The sequence below is a fragment of the Arthrobacter sp. TJ-265 genome (assembly GCF_058269135.1).
Map to the genome: position 1 here is coordinate 1,071,986 of NZ_JBZCND010000001.1, position 18,018 is coordinate 1,090,003.

Consider the following 18,018-nt stretch of genomic DNA (forward strand, 5'->3'; position numbering starts at 1 on the left):
CGGCCCTTCGCATTGCCCGTCGGTCATATTGCCCGTTCCTCGCATTGAGGGTTCGCCGTCCTGCGACGTCCGGGCCGGCAGGCCTGCCGCGCCGTGCGGTCATCCGGCAGCAGTGAGCTCGGTTGTCCACATAGGGCCGACAGCCTCCCCGTCAGAGGCTTCCCGTCCGAAGACTTGGTCGGGGCCGGCACCGGACGCCGCCTACCGGGATCTACGGAAGGACGAATCATGACCGACATCATCACCGTGCGGGGCTACGTCGCCACGGACGTGCGGCTCACCTCGGCGCAGAGCGGACTGGCCGTCGCCGGGTTCCGTATGTGCTCCACCGACCGCCGCTTCGACAGGGAGTCGAACGCCTGGGTGGACGGACACACGAACTGGTACTCGGTATCCATGTTCCGCCAGCTCGCCACCAACGCCGGCGCCAGCCTGAAGAAGGGCGATCGTGTGATCGTCACCGGTCGGCTCAAGGTGCGCCCGTGGATCAACGCGGACGGCCGGACGGGGACGTCCGTCGACATCGACGCCGACACCGCCGGACACGACCTCATGTGGGGCACCGCGAACTTCAAGCGCACCACGGCCGACCGCAGCGAGGCGCACACCGACGCCGGCCCGGACGATCCCGCCGGCGGTGATCCCGCCGGCGGTGATCCGGCCGGGGATGCCCTTCCCGCCGGCATGGACGCGGCCACGGGGGAGCTGTTCGGGCCGGCTCCGGGTGTCGCCGCGGATCGGGACGACGACGGCTCGGGCGCGGGGGACAGTCCTCCGGCGGAGGAGGCGGGCGGTGACGAGGACGCCCGCGAGGAGGAGTCCGTCCCGTTCTAGCAGGGGCCGACGGGCGATCGGTGGCAGGATGAGCGGGTGCCTGCTGACTTCCCTCATACCTGGCCCGACCGAACGGTTCGGGTGATCGTGGCGCTCGCTGTCGGACTGACCCTCGGCCTCACCTCCTGCACGGACAGGCCCGTCGGGGCGCCGGACCCATCGGGCACCGCACCCACTTCCGGGGCAGCGGAACTCCGCCCGGCCCCGACGTCGCCCGGCGACGGCGTATCCGCGACGCCCTCCTCGGCGTCCGCACCGGCCGCTCCGGACGGGGACACGCCGGGCATCGCCCGCGCTGTCGAAGGCGAGCTCACCAGCCTGGCGAGTGGTGGAGACGCGGTCACCCGTGAGGGGGTCCGGGCCGCCATCGAGCGGGGCTTCGCGGAGGCGGGCGCCGCTCCGGCATCGGTCGAGGTGTCCATCGACAGCACGCCCACCGGGCTGGACGTCGACGCGATCCAGGGCGCCGGTCTGATCGACGGGAGCTGCGTCTTCGGGGAGGTGCGCGAAGGGACGGTGACCGTCGCGGTCCTTCCCGCGCTCGCCTCCGGCCTGTGCTTCGTCGGTGACCAGCGCTGATCCGGAGAGGGCGCCGATCCGAAGCGGCGCCGATTCGGGGACCCGGGCGGCCCGACGGTTACCCGCCCGGATCACCCGAGTGTGAGATCGGTCCGGCCAACCACTAGCCTTAGGTGCATGGCGGAATTTATCTACACAATGAGCAAGGCCCGCAAGGCCGTTGGCGACAAAGTAATCCTCGACGACGTCAGCATGTCGTTCTTCCCTGGCGCGAAGATCGGTGTCGTGGGGCCGAATGGTGCGGGTAAGTCCACCATCCTGAAGATCATGGCAGGCATGGATACGCCGTCCAACGGCGAAGCGCGCCTCAGCCCCGGGTACACGGTCGGCATCCTCCTGCAGGAGCCACCGCTGAACGAGGAGAAGACCGTGCTCGGCAACGTCCAGGAGGGCGTCGGCGAGATCTTCGGGAAGATCCAGCGTTTCAACGAAATCTCCGAGGAAATGGCCTCCCCGGACGCCGACTACGACACACTGCTCGACGAGATGGGCAAGCTGCAGGAGGCCATCGACGCCGCGGACGCGTGGGACCTCGACTCCCAGCTCGAGCAGGCCATGGACGCCCTCCGTTGCCCGCCGCCCGAGGCCGACGTCCGTGTCCTCTCCGGTGGTGAGCGCCGCCGGGTGGCGCTCTGCAAGCTGCTGCTGCAGAAGCCGGATCTGCTCCTCCTCGACGAGCCCACCAACCACCTCGACGCCGAGAGCGTGCTGTGGCTGGAGCAGCACCTGAAGTCCTACGCCGGCGCCGTCCTCGCCGTCACCCACGATCGCTACTTCCTCGACCATGTCGCCGAATGGATCGCGGAGGTGGACCGCGGTCACCTGTACCCCTACGAGGGCAACTACTCGACCTACCTCGAGAAGAAGCGCGCGCGCCTCGAGGTGCAGGGCAAGAAGGACCAGAAGCTCTCCCGGCGCCTGACCGAGGAACTCGAATGGGTCCGGTCGAACGCCAAGGGACGCCAGACGAAGTCCAAGGCACGCCTGAACCGGTACGAGGAGATGGCGGCGGAGGCGGAGCGTACCCGGAAGCTCGACTTCGAGGAGATCCAGATCCCGCCGGGCCCCAGGCTCGGCAGCCAGGTCATCGAGGCGCACGACCTCCGCAAGGGATACGACGAGCGCATCCTCATCGACGGCCTGTCCTTCTCGCTGCCGCGCAACGGGATCGTCGGCGTCATCGGCCCGAACGGCGTCGGCAAGACGACGCTGTTCAAGACCATCGTGGGTCTGGAACCCCTCGACGGCGGCGAACTGCGGATCGGCGATTCGGTGAAGATCTCCTACGTGGACCAGTCCCGCGGCGGCATCGACCCCAACAAGAGCCTGTGGGAGGTCGTGTCCGACGGCCTCGACTTCATCCAGGTGGGCCAGGTCGAGATGCCCTCGCGCGCGTACGTGTCGGCGTTCGGCTTCAAGGGACCGGACCAGCAGAAGAAGGCCGGTGTCCTCTCCGGTGGTGAGCGCAACAGGCTGAACCTCGCGATGACCCTGAAGCAGGGTGGCAACCTGCTGCTCCTCGACGAACCGACCAACGACCTCGACGTCGAGACGCTCTCGAGCCTCGAGAACGCCCTGCTCGAGTTCCCCGGCTGCGCCGTCGTCGTCTCGCACGACCGCTGGTTCCTCGACCGGGTGGCCACCCACATCCTGTCCTACGAGGGCACCGAGGAGAACCCGGACCACTGGTACTGGTTCGAGGGCAACTTCGACGCCTACGAGCAGAACAAGGTGGAACGGCTCGGAGCCGACGCCGCGAAGCCGCATCGCGTCACGCACCGCCGCCTCACGCGCGACTAGCAGGAGCCCGCACCGGCCGGAAGCAGCTGACCGGCGGAAGCGGACAGCGGAAGGGACACGGCTCCAGCCGTGTCCCTTCTTTCCTGGGTGGTGCAGGCGTGGAGGTCAGCCGGGCGGGATCCTGACCATGCCCTCCTGGGCCACGCTCGCGACCAGTGCACCGCTGCGATCGTAGATGCGGCCGGCGGCGAGCCCGCGCGAGCCGGACGCACTGGGGGAGCTTTGCACGTAGAGCAGCCAGTCGTCCACCCGCACGGGTCGGTGCCACCACATCGCGTGGTCGAGGCTTGCCACGTTCATGCCGGGATGGATCCAGCTCAGGCCGTGCGGTCGCAGGATCGATTCGAGCAGGGTGTAGTCGCTCGCGTACGCGAGGGCGGCCCGGTGGATGTTCGGATCGTCCGGCATGGGTCCGAGGCTCCGCATCCAGACCGCGTTCCGGGGTTCCCGTGACCCCTCGTTGGACAGGTAGAGCGGGGCGTCGACGTGCCGGATGTCGAACGGCCGGTCGAAGGCCCACGCCTGCGCGACAGGGTGGTCGAAGGCGCCGAGCAATTCGGCCGTCGACGGCAGGCTCTCGGGGTCGGGGATGCCGGCGGGCATCGTGTCCTGGTGGGTGATGCCCTCGTCGGGCTCCTGGAAGGACGCGATCATGGACAGGATGGGCACGCCGTTCTGGTAGGCGTGCGTGCGGCGGGCGGAGAACGACCGCCCGTCACGCAGGCGCTGGACGCCGAACGTGATGGGCTGGTCGGCGTCGCCCGCCCGCAGGAAGTAGCCGTGCATGGAGTGGACGTCCCGCGTCGGCTCGACCGTCCGCATCGCCGCGATCAGTGACTGCGCGAGCACCTGGCCGCCGAAGACGCGCCGGCTCGGCTGCCGGGCGGAGCTCCCCACATAGATCTCCTCGTCCGTCTGCGCCCCCTCCGCGCTGCTCAGGTCGAGCAGATCCAGGAGGGCCCGGGTGGGGTCCTTCGCCTGCGCTCCCCGCGCCGGTGCCTCTGATGCTGGCGCGTGTTCTGCCATGGTTCGGTGTCTCCTCGTAGGGCGGGGGCGGGGGAAGCGGTGCGCTCCCGGGCATCTACTGACAGTAGACGCCGCTCCATGCGCACTCAATACGGGCACGCGGCCCCGCCCATGGTGTTCCTCACACCCGGATCCGCGGGCCACGGCGAATCGTCGGGTGGTGGCCGGGTTTGAGAGGATGGCGCTATGTCCCCGGTGCACACCTTCCCCCTTCAGCTGCGGTTCGGCGACGAGGATTCCTACGGCCACGTCAACAACGTCCGCTTCCTCCAGTTCCTCGAGGACGCGCGCCTGTCGCTGATGCACGAGCCGCGGCCTGAGGGGTCGTTCATCGAGCTCATCGACCCCGACCACTACACGCTCGTGGGCCGCCAGGAGATCGAGTACCGCTCGCCGCTGACCGTGAGCATGGAGCCGGCCGCCGTCGATCTCTGGGTCACCGCGGTGGGCGGCTCCAGCTTCGACCTCGGCTACGCGGTCCGGGACCGGGTGGCGGTGGACGGGAGCACCGTGAGTGCGATCGCCGCGACCACCATGGTGATGGTCAGCCGCAGCACCGGTCGTCCGGTGAGGCTGTCCGGCACGCAGAAGGCCATCCTCCTGTCCTGGCAGGGACCGCCCGTTCCCTTCCGCCGTGCGCGGGGCGGCACGCGGGCATGACCTCCTCGTCCCTGCGCTTCGCGGACCCGCACACCGTCGCCGACCTCCGCACCTTCACCGCCCGTGCCCGCGCCAACGACGACGGCGGGATGAGGCTCGTGGGCGCCGGCCGGGTGCTCGCCGCGTACGTGTGCACGCTCCGCCCGACCGTGCTCGGCGAGGCCGTCCCCACCGTGCTGGGGCTCAGGACCATGGCCCTCGCGGAGGAGGCCGACGTCGACACCACGGTCGCGCTCGGCTCGGTCCTCGACCGGCTCGCCCGCATGCCCGACGGCGACGTCGTGTTCCCCGTCCCCACCGTGACGGTCACCGAGAACTGGGCAGGCGTCCTTCCTCCGCGGTCGGGATGGGAAGCGGCGGGGACCGTGGCGGCCGAGGTCCTCGACCAGGCTGCGCAGCAGGGCATCGGGGAGGTGGCCCGCAGCCTGCCCGAGCGCGCGGGCGCACCCCTGGTGAGCAGCGCGAGGATCGCGGTATGGGGGCGCCCCCTGGCGGGGGTGCCCGGCGCGGTCCCGGCCGGGGCGGCCTTCGGCGCGTTCAGCCTCGGCTTCCTCCAGCCCGGGACGTCGGCGACCGTCCACACGAACGGGCGCTGGTCACGTGTCAGCACTGCGCGCGGCCACGTCCTCGTCCGCGCCGCCGCCGTCCTCTGACCGGCTGACGTTCGTCCGCGCCGCCGCCGTCCTCTGACCGGCTGACGTCAGTCCGCTGCGTTCACCATCGAATGCGCGGCGCGCTCGAGGTAGTCCCACAGGGTCGTCTCGTGCAGGGGGGCGAGGTCCAGGGTGTCCATGGCGGCGCGCATGTGCTGCAGCCACCGGTCGCGTGCCTGCGGCCCCACCCGGAACGGCATGTGCCGCATGCGGAGCCTCGGATGGCCCCGCTGCTCACCGTAGGTCTTCGGCCCGCCCCAGTACTGCTCGAGGAACAGCAGCAGGCGCTCCTTCGCCGGACCGAGATCCTGCTCCGGATACATGGGACGCAGCACGTCGTCGGCCGCCACGCCGTCGTAGAAGGCGTCGACCAGCCGTACGAACGTGGGGTGGCCTCCGACGGCCTCGTAGAAGTTGTCCGTGTACTGCGGCTGGGTGAAGCCCTGCCCGGCGGCGACGAGCCGCTCCACGGGCAGGGCCGTCCGTGCCCCTGCGGGGGGAGTCCCGTCCGGTGCCTGTGCCGGGTTCTCCTGCGCGCTCATGACTGCTCCTGGACGAGGGCGGGTCCTGCCGGGACGGCGGGTTCGGGGGTCGGCTCCACGTAGTCGCCCTGGGACCGGTTGCCCACCTTGGTGATGTCGCCGTTCCGCACGTACCAGATGGCTCCGTCCTTATCGACCATGCGGGTGATGCGCAGGCCGAGGGACTGGACCACGCCGACGGTCTCTCCCACCTCGATGGTGTCGCCGATGCCGTACTGGTCCTCGATCGTGATGAAGAACCCGAGGAAGGCGTCGCGGATCACCTCGCGCGCACCGAAACCGATGGCGATGCCGACGATGCCGACGCTCGCGAGTATGGGCCCGATGTTGAAGCCGAGTGTGTCGATGGCCATCAGGCCCGCGATGATCGCGATGGTCAGGGCCGCCACGCTGGAGAGCAGGCCGCCGATCGTCTCCGCACGCTGGACCCGCCGGGCGCCGTCGAAGGGGCGCAGCGCGGGCTGGGCCCATTTGAGGTGCGGCTTCTTGAAGACGCTGTAGCCGCTCTGGACGCGCTTGACCGAGCGGTTGATCACGGCGCGGATCACGAGCCACAGGATCAGGGCGCCGAGCAGGATGACCAGCGCGGAGATGACCTGGCCGCCATAGCCGAGGGAGGTGAGGAATGTCATGGGAATCGCTTTCGTGCGGGCATCCGGGGTCCGCCGAAGGTGGGCGCGGTAGGCGCGGGGATGCCTTAACAGGCTACAGCGGAGGGGGTTGCCCTGTGGTCCTGTCGTCCTCAGCCCGGGCCCGCGCCGGAGGTGGGTTCATGATGGACCGGGAAGTTCAGGGACCGCGCGATGAAGCACAGGCGGTTCGCCTCCGCGTGCAGGGAATCCGCGAGGCCGCTCTGGCCCGCGTCCTGCAGGTCGACGGCGGGGTGCAGCACGATCCCGGTGAACTCGCCGCTGCCGTCCCGGTTCAGGCGCATGGTGCCCGTCGCCGTGTCCCGGTAGCCCGTGACCACGACGCCCGCCTTCACCGCGACGTGGAGATAGGACAGCATGTGGCACTGCGCGACGGCGGTCAGCAGCAGCTGCTCGGGATTCCAGCGGTCCTTCGCTCCGTGGAACGTGGGGTCCGCCGTCCCCAGGAGGAGGCCCGGGCCGTCCACGTCCACCTCGTGGTCGCGGCTGTAGGCACGGTATCCGGAGGTCCCGGTGCCGAGGTTCCCGGTCCAGCGGACGCGCGCCGTGTAGTGGTGTTCCTGCAGGTTCATGACACGACCCTAGCGCCGGCGCCCCGGACCGCGCGGAACGCGCGGCGGGGAGGACGATGGTCCTCCCCGCCGGCGAGTACCTAGCGGTCGGCGGCCTGCGCCTTCAGGGCGCGGACGACGCCGTCCCGGCTCTCCAGCACGAGGCGCCGGAGCGACGGCGACTCGTCGCCGAGCGCGGCGAGGAAGGCGTCGGTGCGGTCCAGCGTGTCCTGCGTGGTCAGGAGCGACGGGTAGAGGCCCACGACGATCTGCTGGGCGATCTCGTGCGTGCGGGTCGCCCAGACCTCCTGGATGGAGGCGAAGTACCGTCCGACGAAGGGCTCCAGCAGCGACCGGTCGTGGACGCGCGTGAACCCGCCGATCATGGACCGCTGCGCGGCGTTCGGCAGGTCCGCCGAATCGACGAGTGCCGCCCAGGCGGCCTCCTTGGCCTCCGGCGTCGGCACGGCCGCGCGGGCCGCGGCCGCCGCGAGCTGGCCGGTGGCCGTCGAGTCCTTCGCGAGCTCCCCGTCGATCTCCTGCTCCCCGGCGCGCCCGCCGGCCACCAGGCTGGTGAGCAGCTCCCACCGCAGGTCCTGGTCCACGCTGAGCCCCTCGGGGACGCGCTCACCGGAGAGCAGCGCCGCGACGGTGTCCAGCTGGGGGGCCGTGCGGGCGTGGGCCGAGAAGGCCTTCGTGAACTGCAGCTGGGCATCGGAGCCCGCCTCGGCGGCAAGGGCGAGCTCCAGCAGGCTGTCCGCCGCGGCGTCGCCCATCGGCTCCCGGTCCTCCGGGGTGACGTAGAACGCGAGGGTCGAGGCGAGCTGCCGGAGCAGCACGAGCACCACGGACGAATCCGACTCCGCCCCGATGTTCTGCAGCACGAGCTCCACGTAGTCGCGTGCCGGCGTCTCGCCGTCGCGGGCCGCGTCCCACGCCGAGGCGAGGACGAGGGTGCGGGGGAGTGAGTCCCGGAAATCCCTGACGTGGCGCACGGAGGTGCGCAGGGACGCCGGGTCGAGGCGGATCTTCGCGTAGGCGAGGTCGTCGTCGTTCAGGAGCACGAGGGCCGGCTGCCTGCGTCCCACGAGATCCGCGACCTCCGTGCGCTCGCCGTCGACGTCGAGCTCCAGCCGGTGCACCCGGACGAGCGCGCCGTCGTCGTCGTGGTCGTAGAAGCCGACCGCGAGGCGGTGGGGCCGGATGGTCGGGAACGCCTCGACCGCGCTCTGGAGGATCGCGAACGAGGTGATCGTACCGGTCCCGTCCGTGGTGAACTCGGGGCGGAGCGTGTTGACGCCGGCGGTCTCCAGCCAGAGGGCGGACCACGCCTTCAGGTCGCGGCCGCTGGCTGCCTCGAGCTCGGACAGCAGGTCCACCAGCTCGGTGTTCTTCCAGGAGTGCTTCGCGAAGTACTGGCGCACGCCCTGCATGAATTCTTCCTGGCCCACCCAGGCCACCAGCTGCTTGAGCACCGACGCGCCCTTCGCGTAGGTGATGCCGTCGAAGTTGACCTGGACGTCCTCGAGGTCGTTGATCGTCGCGACGATCGGATGGGTGGAGGGCAGCTGGTCCTGGCGGTAGGCCCAGCCCTTCTCGAGGATCGCGAACGTGGTCCACGCCTGCTCGAACTCCGTGGCCTCGGCGGCCGCGAGGGTGGACATGAACTCCGCGAAGGACTCGTTCAGCCAGAGGTCGTTCCACCAGCGCATGGTGACGAGGTCGCCGAACCACATGTGGGCCAGTTCGTGGAGGATCGTGATGGCGCGCCGCTCGACGGTCGCGTCGGGGACGCGTCCCCGGAAGACGTAGGTCTCGACGAAGGTGACGGCGCCCGCGTTCTCCATGGCGCCGGCGTTGAACTCGGGCACGAACAGCTGGTCGTACTTCGCGAACGGGTACGGGGCGCCGAACTGCTCCTCGTAGAACGCGAAGCCCTGGCGCGTCAGGGCGAAGATGTTCTCCGCGTCCAGGTACTGCATGAGGGACTTGCGGGCGAACACCCCGAGCGGGATGGTGCGGCCGTCCGAGCTCGTCAGCTCGCTGCGCACCGACTGGTAGGGCCCCGCGATCAGCGCCGTCACGTAGGAGGACATGACCGGTGTGGGCTCGAAGGACCACGTGGAGGCGGCGCCGCCGTCGGCGTCGGATCCCGCCCGGACGGGATCCGGGGTGGCGGTGTTCGAGATGACGTCCCAGTGCGAGGGCGCGGTGACCGAGAAGCGGAACGTCGACTTCAGGTCGGGCTGCTCGAAGACGGTGAACACGCGGCGGGAGTCCGGGACCTCGAACTGCGTATACAGGTAGACCTCCCCGTCCACGGGATCGGTGAACCGGTGGAGGCCCTCCCCGGTGTTCATGTAGAGCATGTCGGCCTCGACCACGAGGACGTTGCTGGCGGCCAGCACGGGAAGCTGGATCCTGACGCCGTCGGCGACCTCCGCCGGGTCCAGTGCGACGCCGTTCAGCTCCACCCGGTACACGGTGTCCGTCACGGCGTCGATGAACGTCGAGGCGCCCTGGCGTGCGTCGAAGGAGACCACCGTCGTCGAGCGGAACACCCGCTCGCCGCGCGTGAGGTCGAGGGTGACCTCGTAGGAGTGGACGGTGAGCAGATCGGCGCGCGTGCGTGCTTCGTCGCGCGTCAGGTTCAGACCGGGCAAGGATCGCCTCCAGGGGTGGGATACGGATACTCCGCATGTGATGGGGGTTACGCAGCGGTTCGATTCTCTCACTCCACCCGGCGCGGCCGCGCACGTCGACCCCTCCGGCCCCGCGGTCTAGGCTGGAACCCTCCCGTCCTGCTGCGCGGACATCTCCCGCAGTGACCATCGCCCGCTCCCCGGCACCATCCAGAAGGAACCGATCATGATGCGCGTCCACCTCGCCACCGACCACGCCGGCATGGAGCTGAGCGCCCACCTGCTCTCGCACCTCACCGCGGCAGGCTACGACGTCGTCGACCACGGTCCGACGTCCTACGATCCCGAGGACGACTACCCCTCGTTCTGCATCGACGCTGCGCGGGCCGTCGTCGCGGACCAGGCTGCGGGCACCCGGGCCCTGGGGATCGTCCTCGGAGGCTCCGGGAACGGCGAGCAGATCGCCGCGAACAAGGTGCGCGGCGTCCGGGCCGCCCTCGCCTGGAGCCTCGACACGGCACGCCTGGCACGCCAGCACAACGACGCGAACGTCGTCGCGGTCGGCGGCCGGCAGCACTCCGTGGAGGAGGCGACCGCGATCATCGAGGCGTTCCTCTCCGAGCCCTTCAGCGGCGCCGAGCGGCACAGCCGCAGGATCGCTCAGGTGGCCCGGTTCGAGGAAACGGGAAGCGTTGCCTGAGGGCCACTCGGTCCACCGGCTCGCCCGGCAGTTCGGCTCCGTCTTCACCGGTGAGCGCCTCGCCGTCTCGAGCCCGCAGGGACGCTTCGCCGCCGGAGCCGCGCAGCTCGACGGCGCCACGCTGGTCAGCGCGCTCGCGCACGGCAAGCAGATGTTCCTGCGGTTCGACAACCGCCGCGTCCTGCGCGTGCACCTCGGCCTGTACGGGGCGTGGACCTTCGGCGGCGACGAGACGTTCCGCGGGGCCTCGAGCATCGGGGCCCCGCGCCGGGTGGGGGAGTCGGAGCAGCCCTCCGAGGACGGCGTCGCCCTCGGCTACGCAGGCCCTCCCGCCCCTGTCGGCGCCGTCCGTGTCCGGTTCGTGTCGGCGCACGGCTGGGCGGACCTCCGGGGACCCACCGCGTGCGAGGTGATCACGGGGGCCGAGGAGAAGGCGGCCCGCGCGAAACTCGGTCCCGACCCGCTCCAGCCGCGGTCGGACGGCACGCGGTTCGCGCAGAGACTCCTGTCCAGCATCACCCCCGTGGGCACCCAGCTGATGAACCAGGCTGTGATCGCAGGGATCGGCAACATCTACCGGGCCGAGGTGCTGTTCCTCCAGGGCATCAACCCATGGCGACCGGGCAAGCAGGTCCGCGACGACGAAGCGGCAGGCCTCTGGGCCGAGACGGTGCGACTGATGAAGGACGGGGTCCGGGACGGGCGCATCGTCACGACGACCCCGGAGGCGCGGAACGGGCGGCCGAAGCGTTCGGCCCCGCACTACGTCTACAAGCGGACGGGCCAGCCGTGCCGTCGCTGCGGGACCCCCATCCTCACCGCGGTGATGGCGGCCCGGAACGTCTACTGGTGCCCGCGGTGCCAGGAGGTTTAAAGAGAAGAACCCGGACCTAGGGTCCGGGTGATGCGACCTCCAGGGCCGGGAGAAGAGGGGATGACGGGAATCGAACCCGCGTAATCAGTTTGGAAGACTGAGGCTTTACCATTAAGCTACATCCCCGCAACGGGCGCCTTTCGGTGCCCCGTGGAACGCCTATAACTACATCACAGCCGGCGTGCTATCGCCAAATGTGCGAGGTCAGCGTAAAGGTGCGTAGACTGGCACTCGCACTTACGGGGTGTAGCTCAGCTTGGTAGAGCGCCTGCTTTGGGAGCAGGAAGTCGCAGGTTCAACTCCTGTCACCCCGACTCTGTTGTGTGATGAGGAAAGTGCCTCCGCTGCAGAACCAATCCCAATCATTTCAGGAGTCCTACGCTGTGAAGAGCGCTGTTGAAACCCTTTCCCCCACCCGGGTGAAGCTGAACGTCGAGGTACCTTTCGAGGAACTGAAGCCCAGCATCGACGAGGCCTACAAGACCATCGCGACCCAGGTGCAGGTTCCAGGATTCCGCAAGGGCAAGGTTCCCACGCAGCTCATCGACCAGCGCGTCGGCCGCGGCTACGTCATCGAGACCGCCATCAACGACGGCCTCAACGGGTTCTACCAGAGTGCCGTGCAGGAGACGGGCATCCGCCCGCTCAGCCGCCCCGAGGTCGAGATCACCGAGGTCCCCGATCCCGCGAAGAAGGACGGCCAGCTGACGTTCAGCGTCGAACTGGACATCCGCCCCGAGATCGAGCTGCCCGACTACAAGGGCATCGAGGTCACCGTCGAGCCCGTCGAGGCCTCCGACGAGGACATCCAGAAGGCCATGGACGAGCTGCGCGGTCGCTTCGGCACCCTGACCGCCGTGGACCGTCCCGCCCAGGACGGCGACTTCCTCACCATCGACCTGACCGCGTCGGTCGGCGACGACGAGGTCGACTCCGCCCAGGACCTGTCCTACCAGATCGGCTCGGGCACCATGCTCGAGGGCATGGACGAGGCCGTCACCGGACTCTCCACCGACGAGGACGCCACGTTCGAGACCAAGCTGGCCGGCGGCGAGCACGCAGGTGCCGACGCGCAGGTCAAGGTCGTCGTCAAGGCGGTCAAGGAGCGCGAGCTCCCCGCGGTCGACGACGAGTTCGCCCAGCTGGCGTCGGAGTTCGACACCGCCGAGGAGCTGCGCGCCGATCTGTCGAAGCAGGCCTCCGAGTCCAAGCTGATGGACCAGGGCGTCGAGGCGCGCGACAAGGTCCTCGACAAGCTCGTCGAGCTCGTCGCCGTGCCGGTCCCCGCGAGCGTCATCGACGAGCAGCTCGAGCAGCACTTCAACGGCGAGAACGCCCACAGCGCCGGCGAGGACCACGACACCGAGGAGCACCGCGCGGAGATCCGCACGAACACGGAGCGTGCCTTCCAGAACGAGGTCATCCTCGACGCCGTCGCCGAGAAGGAAGAGGTCGGCGTCAGCCAGGCCGAGCTGATCGACTACATCGTCTCGACGGCCGGTCAGTACGGCATGGAGCCGAACCAGTTCGCCCAGATGCTGGACCAGAGCGGCCAGGTCCCGATGATCGTCGGAGAGGTGCGTCGCCGCAAGGCCCTCGCCAAGGTCCTCGAGTACGCCACGGTCACCGACACCAACGGCGCCTCCGTCGACCTCAGCGAGTTCGTCCGGCCCGTCGGCGACGACACCGAGACCATCAGCGCGGAGGACCTCGAGACCGAGCAGGACGTCGTCGAGGACGGTCAGGCGACCGAGGTCGCAGAGGCGCCCGAGGGCGACGTGGCCGACGTCGAGCAGACCGGGACCGAGGCCCCCGAGGCCGTAGCGCCGGAGGCTGCAGCGCCGGAGGCTGCCGAGGATCCCGAGGCCGCAGAGGCACCGAAGAAGAAGAGGGCGCCGCGCAAGAAGGCGGCCTCCGAGTAGCCAGCAGTGCAACCAGCGGTGCCGCAGCCTCCGGGCGGCGGCACCGCTGTTTTTTAAGCCCTGAGGAGACGGGCGAAAGCCCTCGGCGAACGGCATCCGGAGGGCCGCGGCACGACCGTGCGCCGTCAGCGAACAGTTCCCGGAGCGGGAGCAATTCGTCACGCCAGCGGGTTAGTGTCCAAGGAGAGACAAACGGACGGGTCGGCCGAAGCGGCAGCGGCCCGCCAGAGTGAGAGGTTAACGTCAATGGCAACCGAACCAAGCACCCCGAGCATGGCCGGCCCCGAGATGGGCGGTCGTGACGACTACATCTACAACAGGCTCCTCAAGGAGCGCATCATCTGGCTCGGTTCGGAGGTCCGCGACGACAACGCGAACGCCATCTGCTCTCAGCTCCTGCTGCTGTCGGCCGAGGATCCCGAGCGCGACATCTTCCTCTACATCAACTCGCCGGGTGGCTCGGTGACCGCCGGGATGGCGATATACGACACCATGCAGTTCATCCCCAACGACGTCGTCACGGTGGCCACCGGCCTCGCCGCCTCGATGGGCCAGTTCCTGCTCTCCTCGGGCACCAAGGGCAAGCGCTACGCCACCCCCCACGCCCGGATCCTCATGCACCAGCCGTCCGGCGGCATCGGCGGAACCGCGACGGACATCCGGATCCAGGCCGAGCTGATCCTGCACATGAAGCGCGTCATGGCCGAGCTCACGGCGGAGCAGACGGGTCAGACGGTCGAGAAGATCCTTAAGGACAACGACCGCGACAAGTGGTTCACGGCCCAGGAGGCCCTCGACTACGGGTTCTTCGACCACATCTCCGCGCACTCGGGCTCCGTGGCCGGCGGCGGCGGAACCGACCAGACCTCCTAGTCCGCGCCCAGCCCCTATCTTCACCAGTCGTCCTACAGGAGACACCATGAACCACGAATTCCAGGCAGCAGCGGGATCGACGGCGCAGAACCTGCCGACCAGCCGCTACATCCTTCCCCAGTTCGAAGAGCGCACGCCCTACGGCTTCAAGCGCCAGGACCCGTACACGAAGCTGTTCGAGGACCGCATCATCTTCCTCGGCACGCAGGTGGACGACGCCTCAGCGGACGACGTCATGGCCCAGCTGCTCGTCCTCGAGTCCACGGACCCCGAGCGCGACATCACGCTCTACATCAACTCGCCCGGCGGCTCGTTCACGGCCATGACAGCGATCTACGACACCATGCAGTTCATCCGGCCCGAGGTGCAGACCGTGTGCCTCGGCCAGGCTGCCAGTGCCGCGGCGGTCCTGCTGGCCGCGGGAGCCCCGGGCAAGCGGCTGGCCCTGCCGAACGCGCGCGTGCTGATCCACCAGCCGGCCCTCTCCGGAGGACAGGGCGGGCAGGCCTCCGATCTGGAGATCCAGGCCAACGAGGTCATGCGCATGCGCACCTGGCTGGAGGACACCCTGGCCCTCCACTCGGGTCGCAGCTCGGAGCAGGTCAACATCGACATCGAGCGCGACAAGATCCTCACGGCGGCCGACGCCGTCGAGTACGGACTGGTCGACGAGGTCCTGACCTCGCGGAAGATCACCCCGCCGAAGATCAACACCCCGTAGCAGGACGGCGGATCCGGGGGCGAACCGGGCCCGGATCCCGCCGCCCGGTCCGTTCCGCGCCCGTGGTGCCGCATGGCACCACGGGCCTTTTGATACTGGCTCCCGCGCCCGGGTGGCCTAGAGTGGTGATAGCAATCGCGATATACCTAAGGGGACTGGACCATGGCTCGCATTGGTGAGAGCACGGATCTGCTCAAGTGCTCTTTCTGCGGGAAGAGCCAGAAGCAGGTCCGCAAACTGATCGCGGGCCCCGGCGTGTACATCTGCGACGAGTGCATCGACCTGTGCAACGAGATCATCGAGGAGGAGCTGTCCGAGGTCGCCGACCTCGGGACGTTCGAGCTCCCGAAGCCCCGCGAGATCTTCGACTTCCTGCAGGAGTACGTGGTGGGCCAGGAGCCCGCGAAGCGCTCCCTCGCCGTCGCCGTCTACAACCACTACAAGCGCATCCAGTCGGGTAACGGGCCCCGCGCGGCCGGTACCCTGGCCGACGCCGTCGAGACCGAGGACGTCGAGATCGCGAAGTCCAACATCCTGCTCATCGGGCCCACCGGATGCGGCAAGACCTATCTCGCGCAGACCCTCGCCCGGCGGCTCAACGTGCCCTTCGCCGTGGCCGACGCAACGGCTCTCACCGAGGCGGGCTATGTCGGCGAGGACGTGGAGAACATCCTGCTGAAGCTGATCCAGGCCGCCGACTACGACGTCAAGAAGGCCGAGCAGGGCATCATCTACATCGACGAGATCGACAAGATCTCCCGCAAGAGCGAGAACCCGTCGATCACGCGTGACGTCTCGGGTGAGGGCGTCCAGCAGGCGCTGCTAAAGATCCTCGAGGGCACCGTCGCCTCCGTTCCGCCGCAGGGCGGGCGCAAGCACCCGCACCAGGAATTCATCCAGATCGACACCACGAACGTCCTCTTCATCGTCGCCGGCGCCTTCGCCGGTCTCGAGGAGATCATCGGTTTACGTGCGGGCCGCAAGGGCATCGGCTTCGGCGCCCCGCTGAGCTCCCTGAAGAACGAGGAGGCGAGCTACGGGGACGTCATGCCGGAGGATCTGCTGAAGTTCGGCCTCATCCCCGAGTTCATCGGCCGGCTGCCCGTCATCACCACCGTCACCCACCTCGACCGCCCGGCCCTGATGCAGATCCTGACCGCGCCGAAGAACGCCCTGCTCAAGCAGTACCAGAAGATGTTCCTGCTCGACGGCGTCGAGCTCGTCCTCGAACCGAAGGCCCTCGAGGCCATCGCCGACCTCGCGCTGGATCGCGGGACCGGCGCGCGGGGCCTTCGCGCCATAATGGAGGAAGTCCTCCTACCGGTCATGTTCGACCTCCCCAGCCGCGAGGACATCGCGACGGTGGTCATCACCGACGACGTCGTCGCCAAGCGCGCCGAACCCACCCTCATCTCGCACGAGGTGGCGTCCAAGCGCCGCAACAAGTCCGCCTGATCGTCCCATGCGAAAGGCCCGGCCGGACGGCCGGGCCTTTCCCATGTCCGCAGGTCAGGGGTTCGCTGCCACGGCGGCGTCGAGGGCGGCGTCGAGGGCGGCGACGGGGTACGACGGCGGATGTACCGCAGCCATCTCCTCCAGCACCCGCACCACCTGGCAGCTGTACCCGAACTCGTTGTCGTACCAGACGTACAGGACGAGGTAGGTGCCGTCGGCGATCGTCGCGAGGCCGTCGACGATGCCCGTGCGTCGTGAGCCGACGAAGTCCGTCGAGACCACCTCCGGGCTGTCGATGTAGTCCACCTGCTTCCGCATGCCCGAGTGGAGGGACATCTCGCGGAGGTAGGTGTTGACCTCCTCCTTCGTGGTCCCGTGCTCGAGGGTCAGGTTGAGGATGGCGATCGAGACGTCCGGGGTCGGCACGCGGATGGAACTGCCGGTGAGCTTGCCCGCCAGTTCGGGCAGCGCCTTCGCCACCGCCGTCGCCGCTCCCGTCTCCGTGAGCACCATGTTGAGTGCCGCCGAGCGCCCGCGCCGGTCGCCGCGGTGGAAGTTGTCGATCAGGTTCTGGTCGTTCGTGAAGGAGTGGACGGTCTCCACGTGCCCGTGGATGACGCCGAAGCGGTCGTTGACCGCCTTGAGGACGGGCGTGATCGCGTTGGTGGTGCAGGATGCGGCCGTGATGATGCGGTCGGTGTCCTCGATGGCGGCGTGGTTGATGCCGTGCACGATGTTCTTCAGGCTGCCCTTGCCGGGCGCGGTCAGCAGCACCTTGGCCACGCCGCGGCTCCTCAGGTGCTGGGACAGTCCGTCGGCGTCGCGCCAGCGGCCCGTGTTGTCCACGACGATGGCGTCGTGGATGCCGTAGGCCGTGTAGTCGATGGTCGCGGGATCGTCGGAGTAGATGACCTGGATGCGGATCCCGTTGGCGGTGATCGTGTTCGACGCCTCGTCCACCTGGATGGTCCCCTCGAAGGGTCCGTGGACCGAATCGCGGCGCAGCAGGCTCGCACGTTTGGCGAGGTCGTTGTCCGAGCCGCGGCGGACGACGACGGCGCGCAGCCGCAGCCCGTGGCCTCCGCCGGCCTTCTCGATGAGGAGGCGGGCCACCAGGCGCCCGATCCGCCCGAAACCGTACAGGACGACGTCGGTGCTCGTGCGTTCGTCGCGCCCGCCATGGCCGACGATGTCTGCGAGCTCCGCGCGAAGGAACTTCTCGAGGGTCAGGCCGTCCCCGGCACGGTCGTAGGCGAGGCGGAGGCGTCCGATGTCGATCGCTGCTGCTCCGAGGTCCAGGTCGACGAGGACCTGCAGCAGGGGAGCGGTGTCCTCGAGCAGGAGCTCCTCGGTGGTGATGCGGCGCGCGAAGCGGTGCGCCTTGAGGATGTTCATCGTGGACTTGTTGATGAGGCTGCGTCCATGGATGCTCGTCACGACGTTGTTCTCGCGGTACAGGCGTCCGATGAGCGGGATCATGGCTTCGGCGAGTGCCTCGCGTTCGAGCCAGGTGTCGTGGGTCTCGGTCCGGTGGTG

17 protein-coding genes and 2 tRNA genes are annotated in these 18,018 nt (G+C 69.0%); 12 read left to right on the plus strand and 7 right to left on the minus strand.

All coding sequences use genetic code 11. The features are described 5' to 3' along the window. The first annotated feature begins 228 nt into the window (after positions 1-228). The 3 genes from ssb (at position 229) to ettA (ending at position 3,213) form a co-directional block, all read left to right on the plus strand. Positions 229-834 carry a single-stranded DNA-binding protein gene (ssb, locus tag AC4D2E_RS05160; protein WP_490951852.1) on the plus strand — a complete coding sequence of 202 codons (606 nt, stop codon included), beginning with the start codon at positions 229-231 and terminating at the stop codon, positions 832-834. Between the two features lie 36 nt (positions 835-870). Further along, positions 871-1,413 (plus strand): DUF6993 domain-containing protein, encoded by a 543-nt coding sequence (locus AC4D2E_RS05165; protein ID WP_490909480.1) that lies wholly within the window; start codon positions 871-873, stop codon positions 1,411-1,413. A 117-nt stretch (positions 1,414-1,530) separates the two neighbouring features. Then, positions 1,531-3,213 (plus strand): energy-dependent translational throttle protein EttA, encoded by a 1,683-nt coding sequence (gene ettA, locus AC4D2E_RS05170; RefSeq protein WP_104165318.1) that lies wholly within the window; start codon positions 1,531-1,533, stop codon positions 3,211-3,213. 105 nt (positions 3,214-3,318) lie between these two features. Here ettA and tesB read toward each other — a convergent pair whose 3' ends face one another. Beyond that, positions 3,319-4,239, minus strand: a complete 921-nt coding sequence (gene tesB / locus AC4D2E_RS05175) for an acyl-CoA thioesterase II (RefSeq protein ID WP_490951853.1) — start codon at positions 4,237-4,239, stop codon at positions 3,319-3,321. 186 nt (positions 4,240-4,425) lie between these two features. Between tesB and AC4D2E_RS05180 the strand changes: the two genes are divergently transcribed. Together AC4D2E_RS05180 and AC4D2E_RS05185 are read left to right on the plus strand one after the other, a co-directional pair. Next, positions 4,426-4,899, plus strand: a complete 474-nt coding sequence (locus AC4D2E_RS05180; RefSeq protein WP_490951854.1) for an acyl-CoA thioesterase — start codon at positions 4,426-4,428, stop codon at positions 4,897-4,899. Next, positions 4,896-5,552 carry a DUF8185 domain-containing protein gene (locus AC4D2E_RS05185; RefSeq protein WP_490951855.1) on the plus strand — a complete coding sequence of 219 codons (657 nt, stop codon included), beginning with the start codon at positions 4,896-4,898 and terminating at the stop codon, positions 5,550-5,552. Before AC4D2E_RS05180 ends, AC4D2E_RS05185 begins: the two co-directional genes overlap by 4 nt. Positions 5,553-5,599: 47 nt before the next feature. Here the strand turns inward: AC4D2E_RS05185 and AC4D2E_RS05190 are convergent, their stop codons facing one another. From AC4D2E_RS05190 to pepN, 4 genes are all read right to left on the minus strand, one after another. Further along, positions 5,600-6,094 carry a globin gene (locus AC4D2E_RS05190; protein ID WP_490951856.1) on the minus strand — a complete coding sequence of 165 codons (495 nt, stop codon included), beginning with the start codon at positions 6,092-6,094 and terminating at the stop codon, positions 5,600-5,602. Beyond that, positions 6,091-6,726, minus strand: a complete 636-nt coding sequence (locus AC4D2E_RS05195) for a mechanosensitive ion channel family protein (protein WP_490951857.1) — start codon at positions 6,724-6,726, stop codon at positions 6,091-6,093. Before AC4D2E_RS05195 ends, AC4D2E_RS05190 begins: the two co-directional genes overlap by 4 nt. 110 nt (positions 6,727-6,836) lie before the next feature. Beyond that, the gene (locus tag AC4D2E_RS05200; protein ID WP_490951858.1) at positions 6,837-7,316 is read right to left on the minus strand and encodes an OsmC family protein; all 480 of its coding nucleotides are present in this window, start codon (positions 7,314-7,316) and stop codon (positions 6,837-6,839) included. Between the two features lie 80 nt (positions 7,317-7,396). Further along, positions 7,397-9,949: an aminopeptidase N gene (gene pepN / locus AC4D2E_RS05205; protein ID WP_490952322.1), complete on the minus strand. Its 2,553-nt coding sequence runs from the start codon at positions 9,947-9,949 to the stop codon at positions 7,397-7,399. A 217-nt stretch (positions 9,950-10,166) separates the two neighbouring features. On the opposite strand from pepN, the gene AC4D2E_RS05210 reads away from it, so the two are divergent. Then, positions 10,167-10,637 (plus strand): ribose-5-phosphate isomerase, encoded by a 471-nt coding sequence (locus AC4D2E_RS05210; protein WP_104166680.1) that lies wholly within the window; start codon positions 10,167-10,169, stop codon positions 10,635-10,637. Continuing rightward, positions 10,630-11,511 (plus strand): Fpg/Nei family DNA glycosylase, encoded by an 882-nt coding sequence (locus AC4D2E_RS05215; RefSeq protein WP_490951859.1) that lies wholly within the window; start codon positions 10,630-10,632, stop codon positions 11,509-11,511. The genes AC4D2E_RS05210 and AC4D2E_RS05215 overlap by 8 nt, the downstream gene beginning before the upstream one ends. Before the next feature lie 55 nt (positions 11,512-11,566). Here AC4D2E_RS05215 and AC4D2E_RS05220 read toward each other — a convergent pair. Beyond that, positions 11,567-11,637, minus strand: a tRNA-Gly gene (locus AC4D2E_RS05220). Between the two features lie 114 nt (positions 11,638-11,751). Here AC4D2E_RS05220 and AC4D2E_RS05225 point away from each other — a divergent pair. The 5 genes from AC4D2E_RS05225 (at position 11,752) to clpX (ending at position 16,482) form a co-directional block, all read left to right on the plus strand. Next, a tRNA-Pro gene (locus AC4D2E_RS05225) sits at positions 11,752-11,825 on the plus strand. A gap of 69 nt (positions 11,826-11,894) precedes the next feature. Then, on the plus strand, positions 11,895-13,433 hold the full coding sequence (tig, locus tag AC4D2E_RS05230; RefSeq protein ID WP_490951860.1) for a trigger factor: 1,539 nt from the start codon (positions 11,895-11,897) through the stop codon (positions 13,431-13,433). 246 nt (positions 13,434-13,679) lie between these two features. After that, a complete protein-coding gene (locus tag AC4D2E_RS05235; protein ID WP_306738385.1) occupies positions 13,680-14,306 on the plus strand; it encodes an ATP-dependent Clp protease proteolytic subunit in 627 nt (208 codons plus the stop codon). A 46-nt stretch (positions 14,307-14,352) separates the two neighbouring features. Next, positions 14,353-15,027, plus strand: a complete 675-nt coding sequence (locus AC4D2E_RS05240; protein ID WP_043445666.1) for an ATP-dependent Clp protease proteolytic subunit — start codon at positions 14,353-14,355, stop codon at positions 15,025-15,027. A 162-nt stretch (positions 15,028-15,189) separates the two neighbouring features. Beyond that, positions 15,190-16,482, plus strand: a complete 1,293-nt coding sequence (gene clpX / locus AC4D2E_RS05245) for an ATP-dependent Clp protease ATP-binding subunit ClpX (RefSeq protein ID WP_490951861.1) — start codon at positions 15,190-15,192, stop codon at positions 16,480-16,482. A 54-nt stretch (positions 16,483-16,536) separates the two neighbouring features. Here clpX and AC4D2E_RS05250 read toward each other — a convergent pair whose 3' ends face one another. Further along, positions 16,537-17,961, minus strand: coding sequence for a glyceraldehyde-3-phosphate dehydrogenase (locus tag AC4D2E_RS05250; protein ID WP_490952323.1), 1,425 nt, complete (start codon positions 17,959-17,961; stop codon positions 16,537-16,539). Positions 17,962-18,018 lie beyond the last annotated feature (57 nt).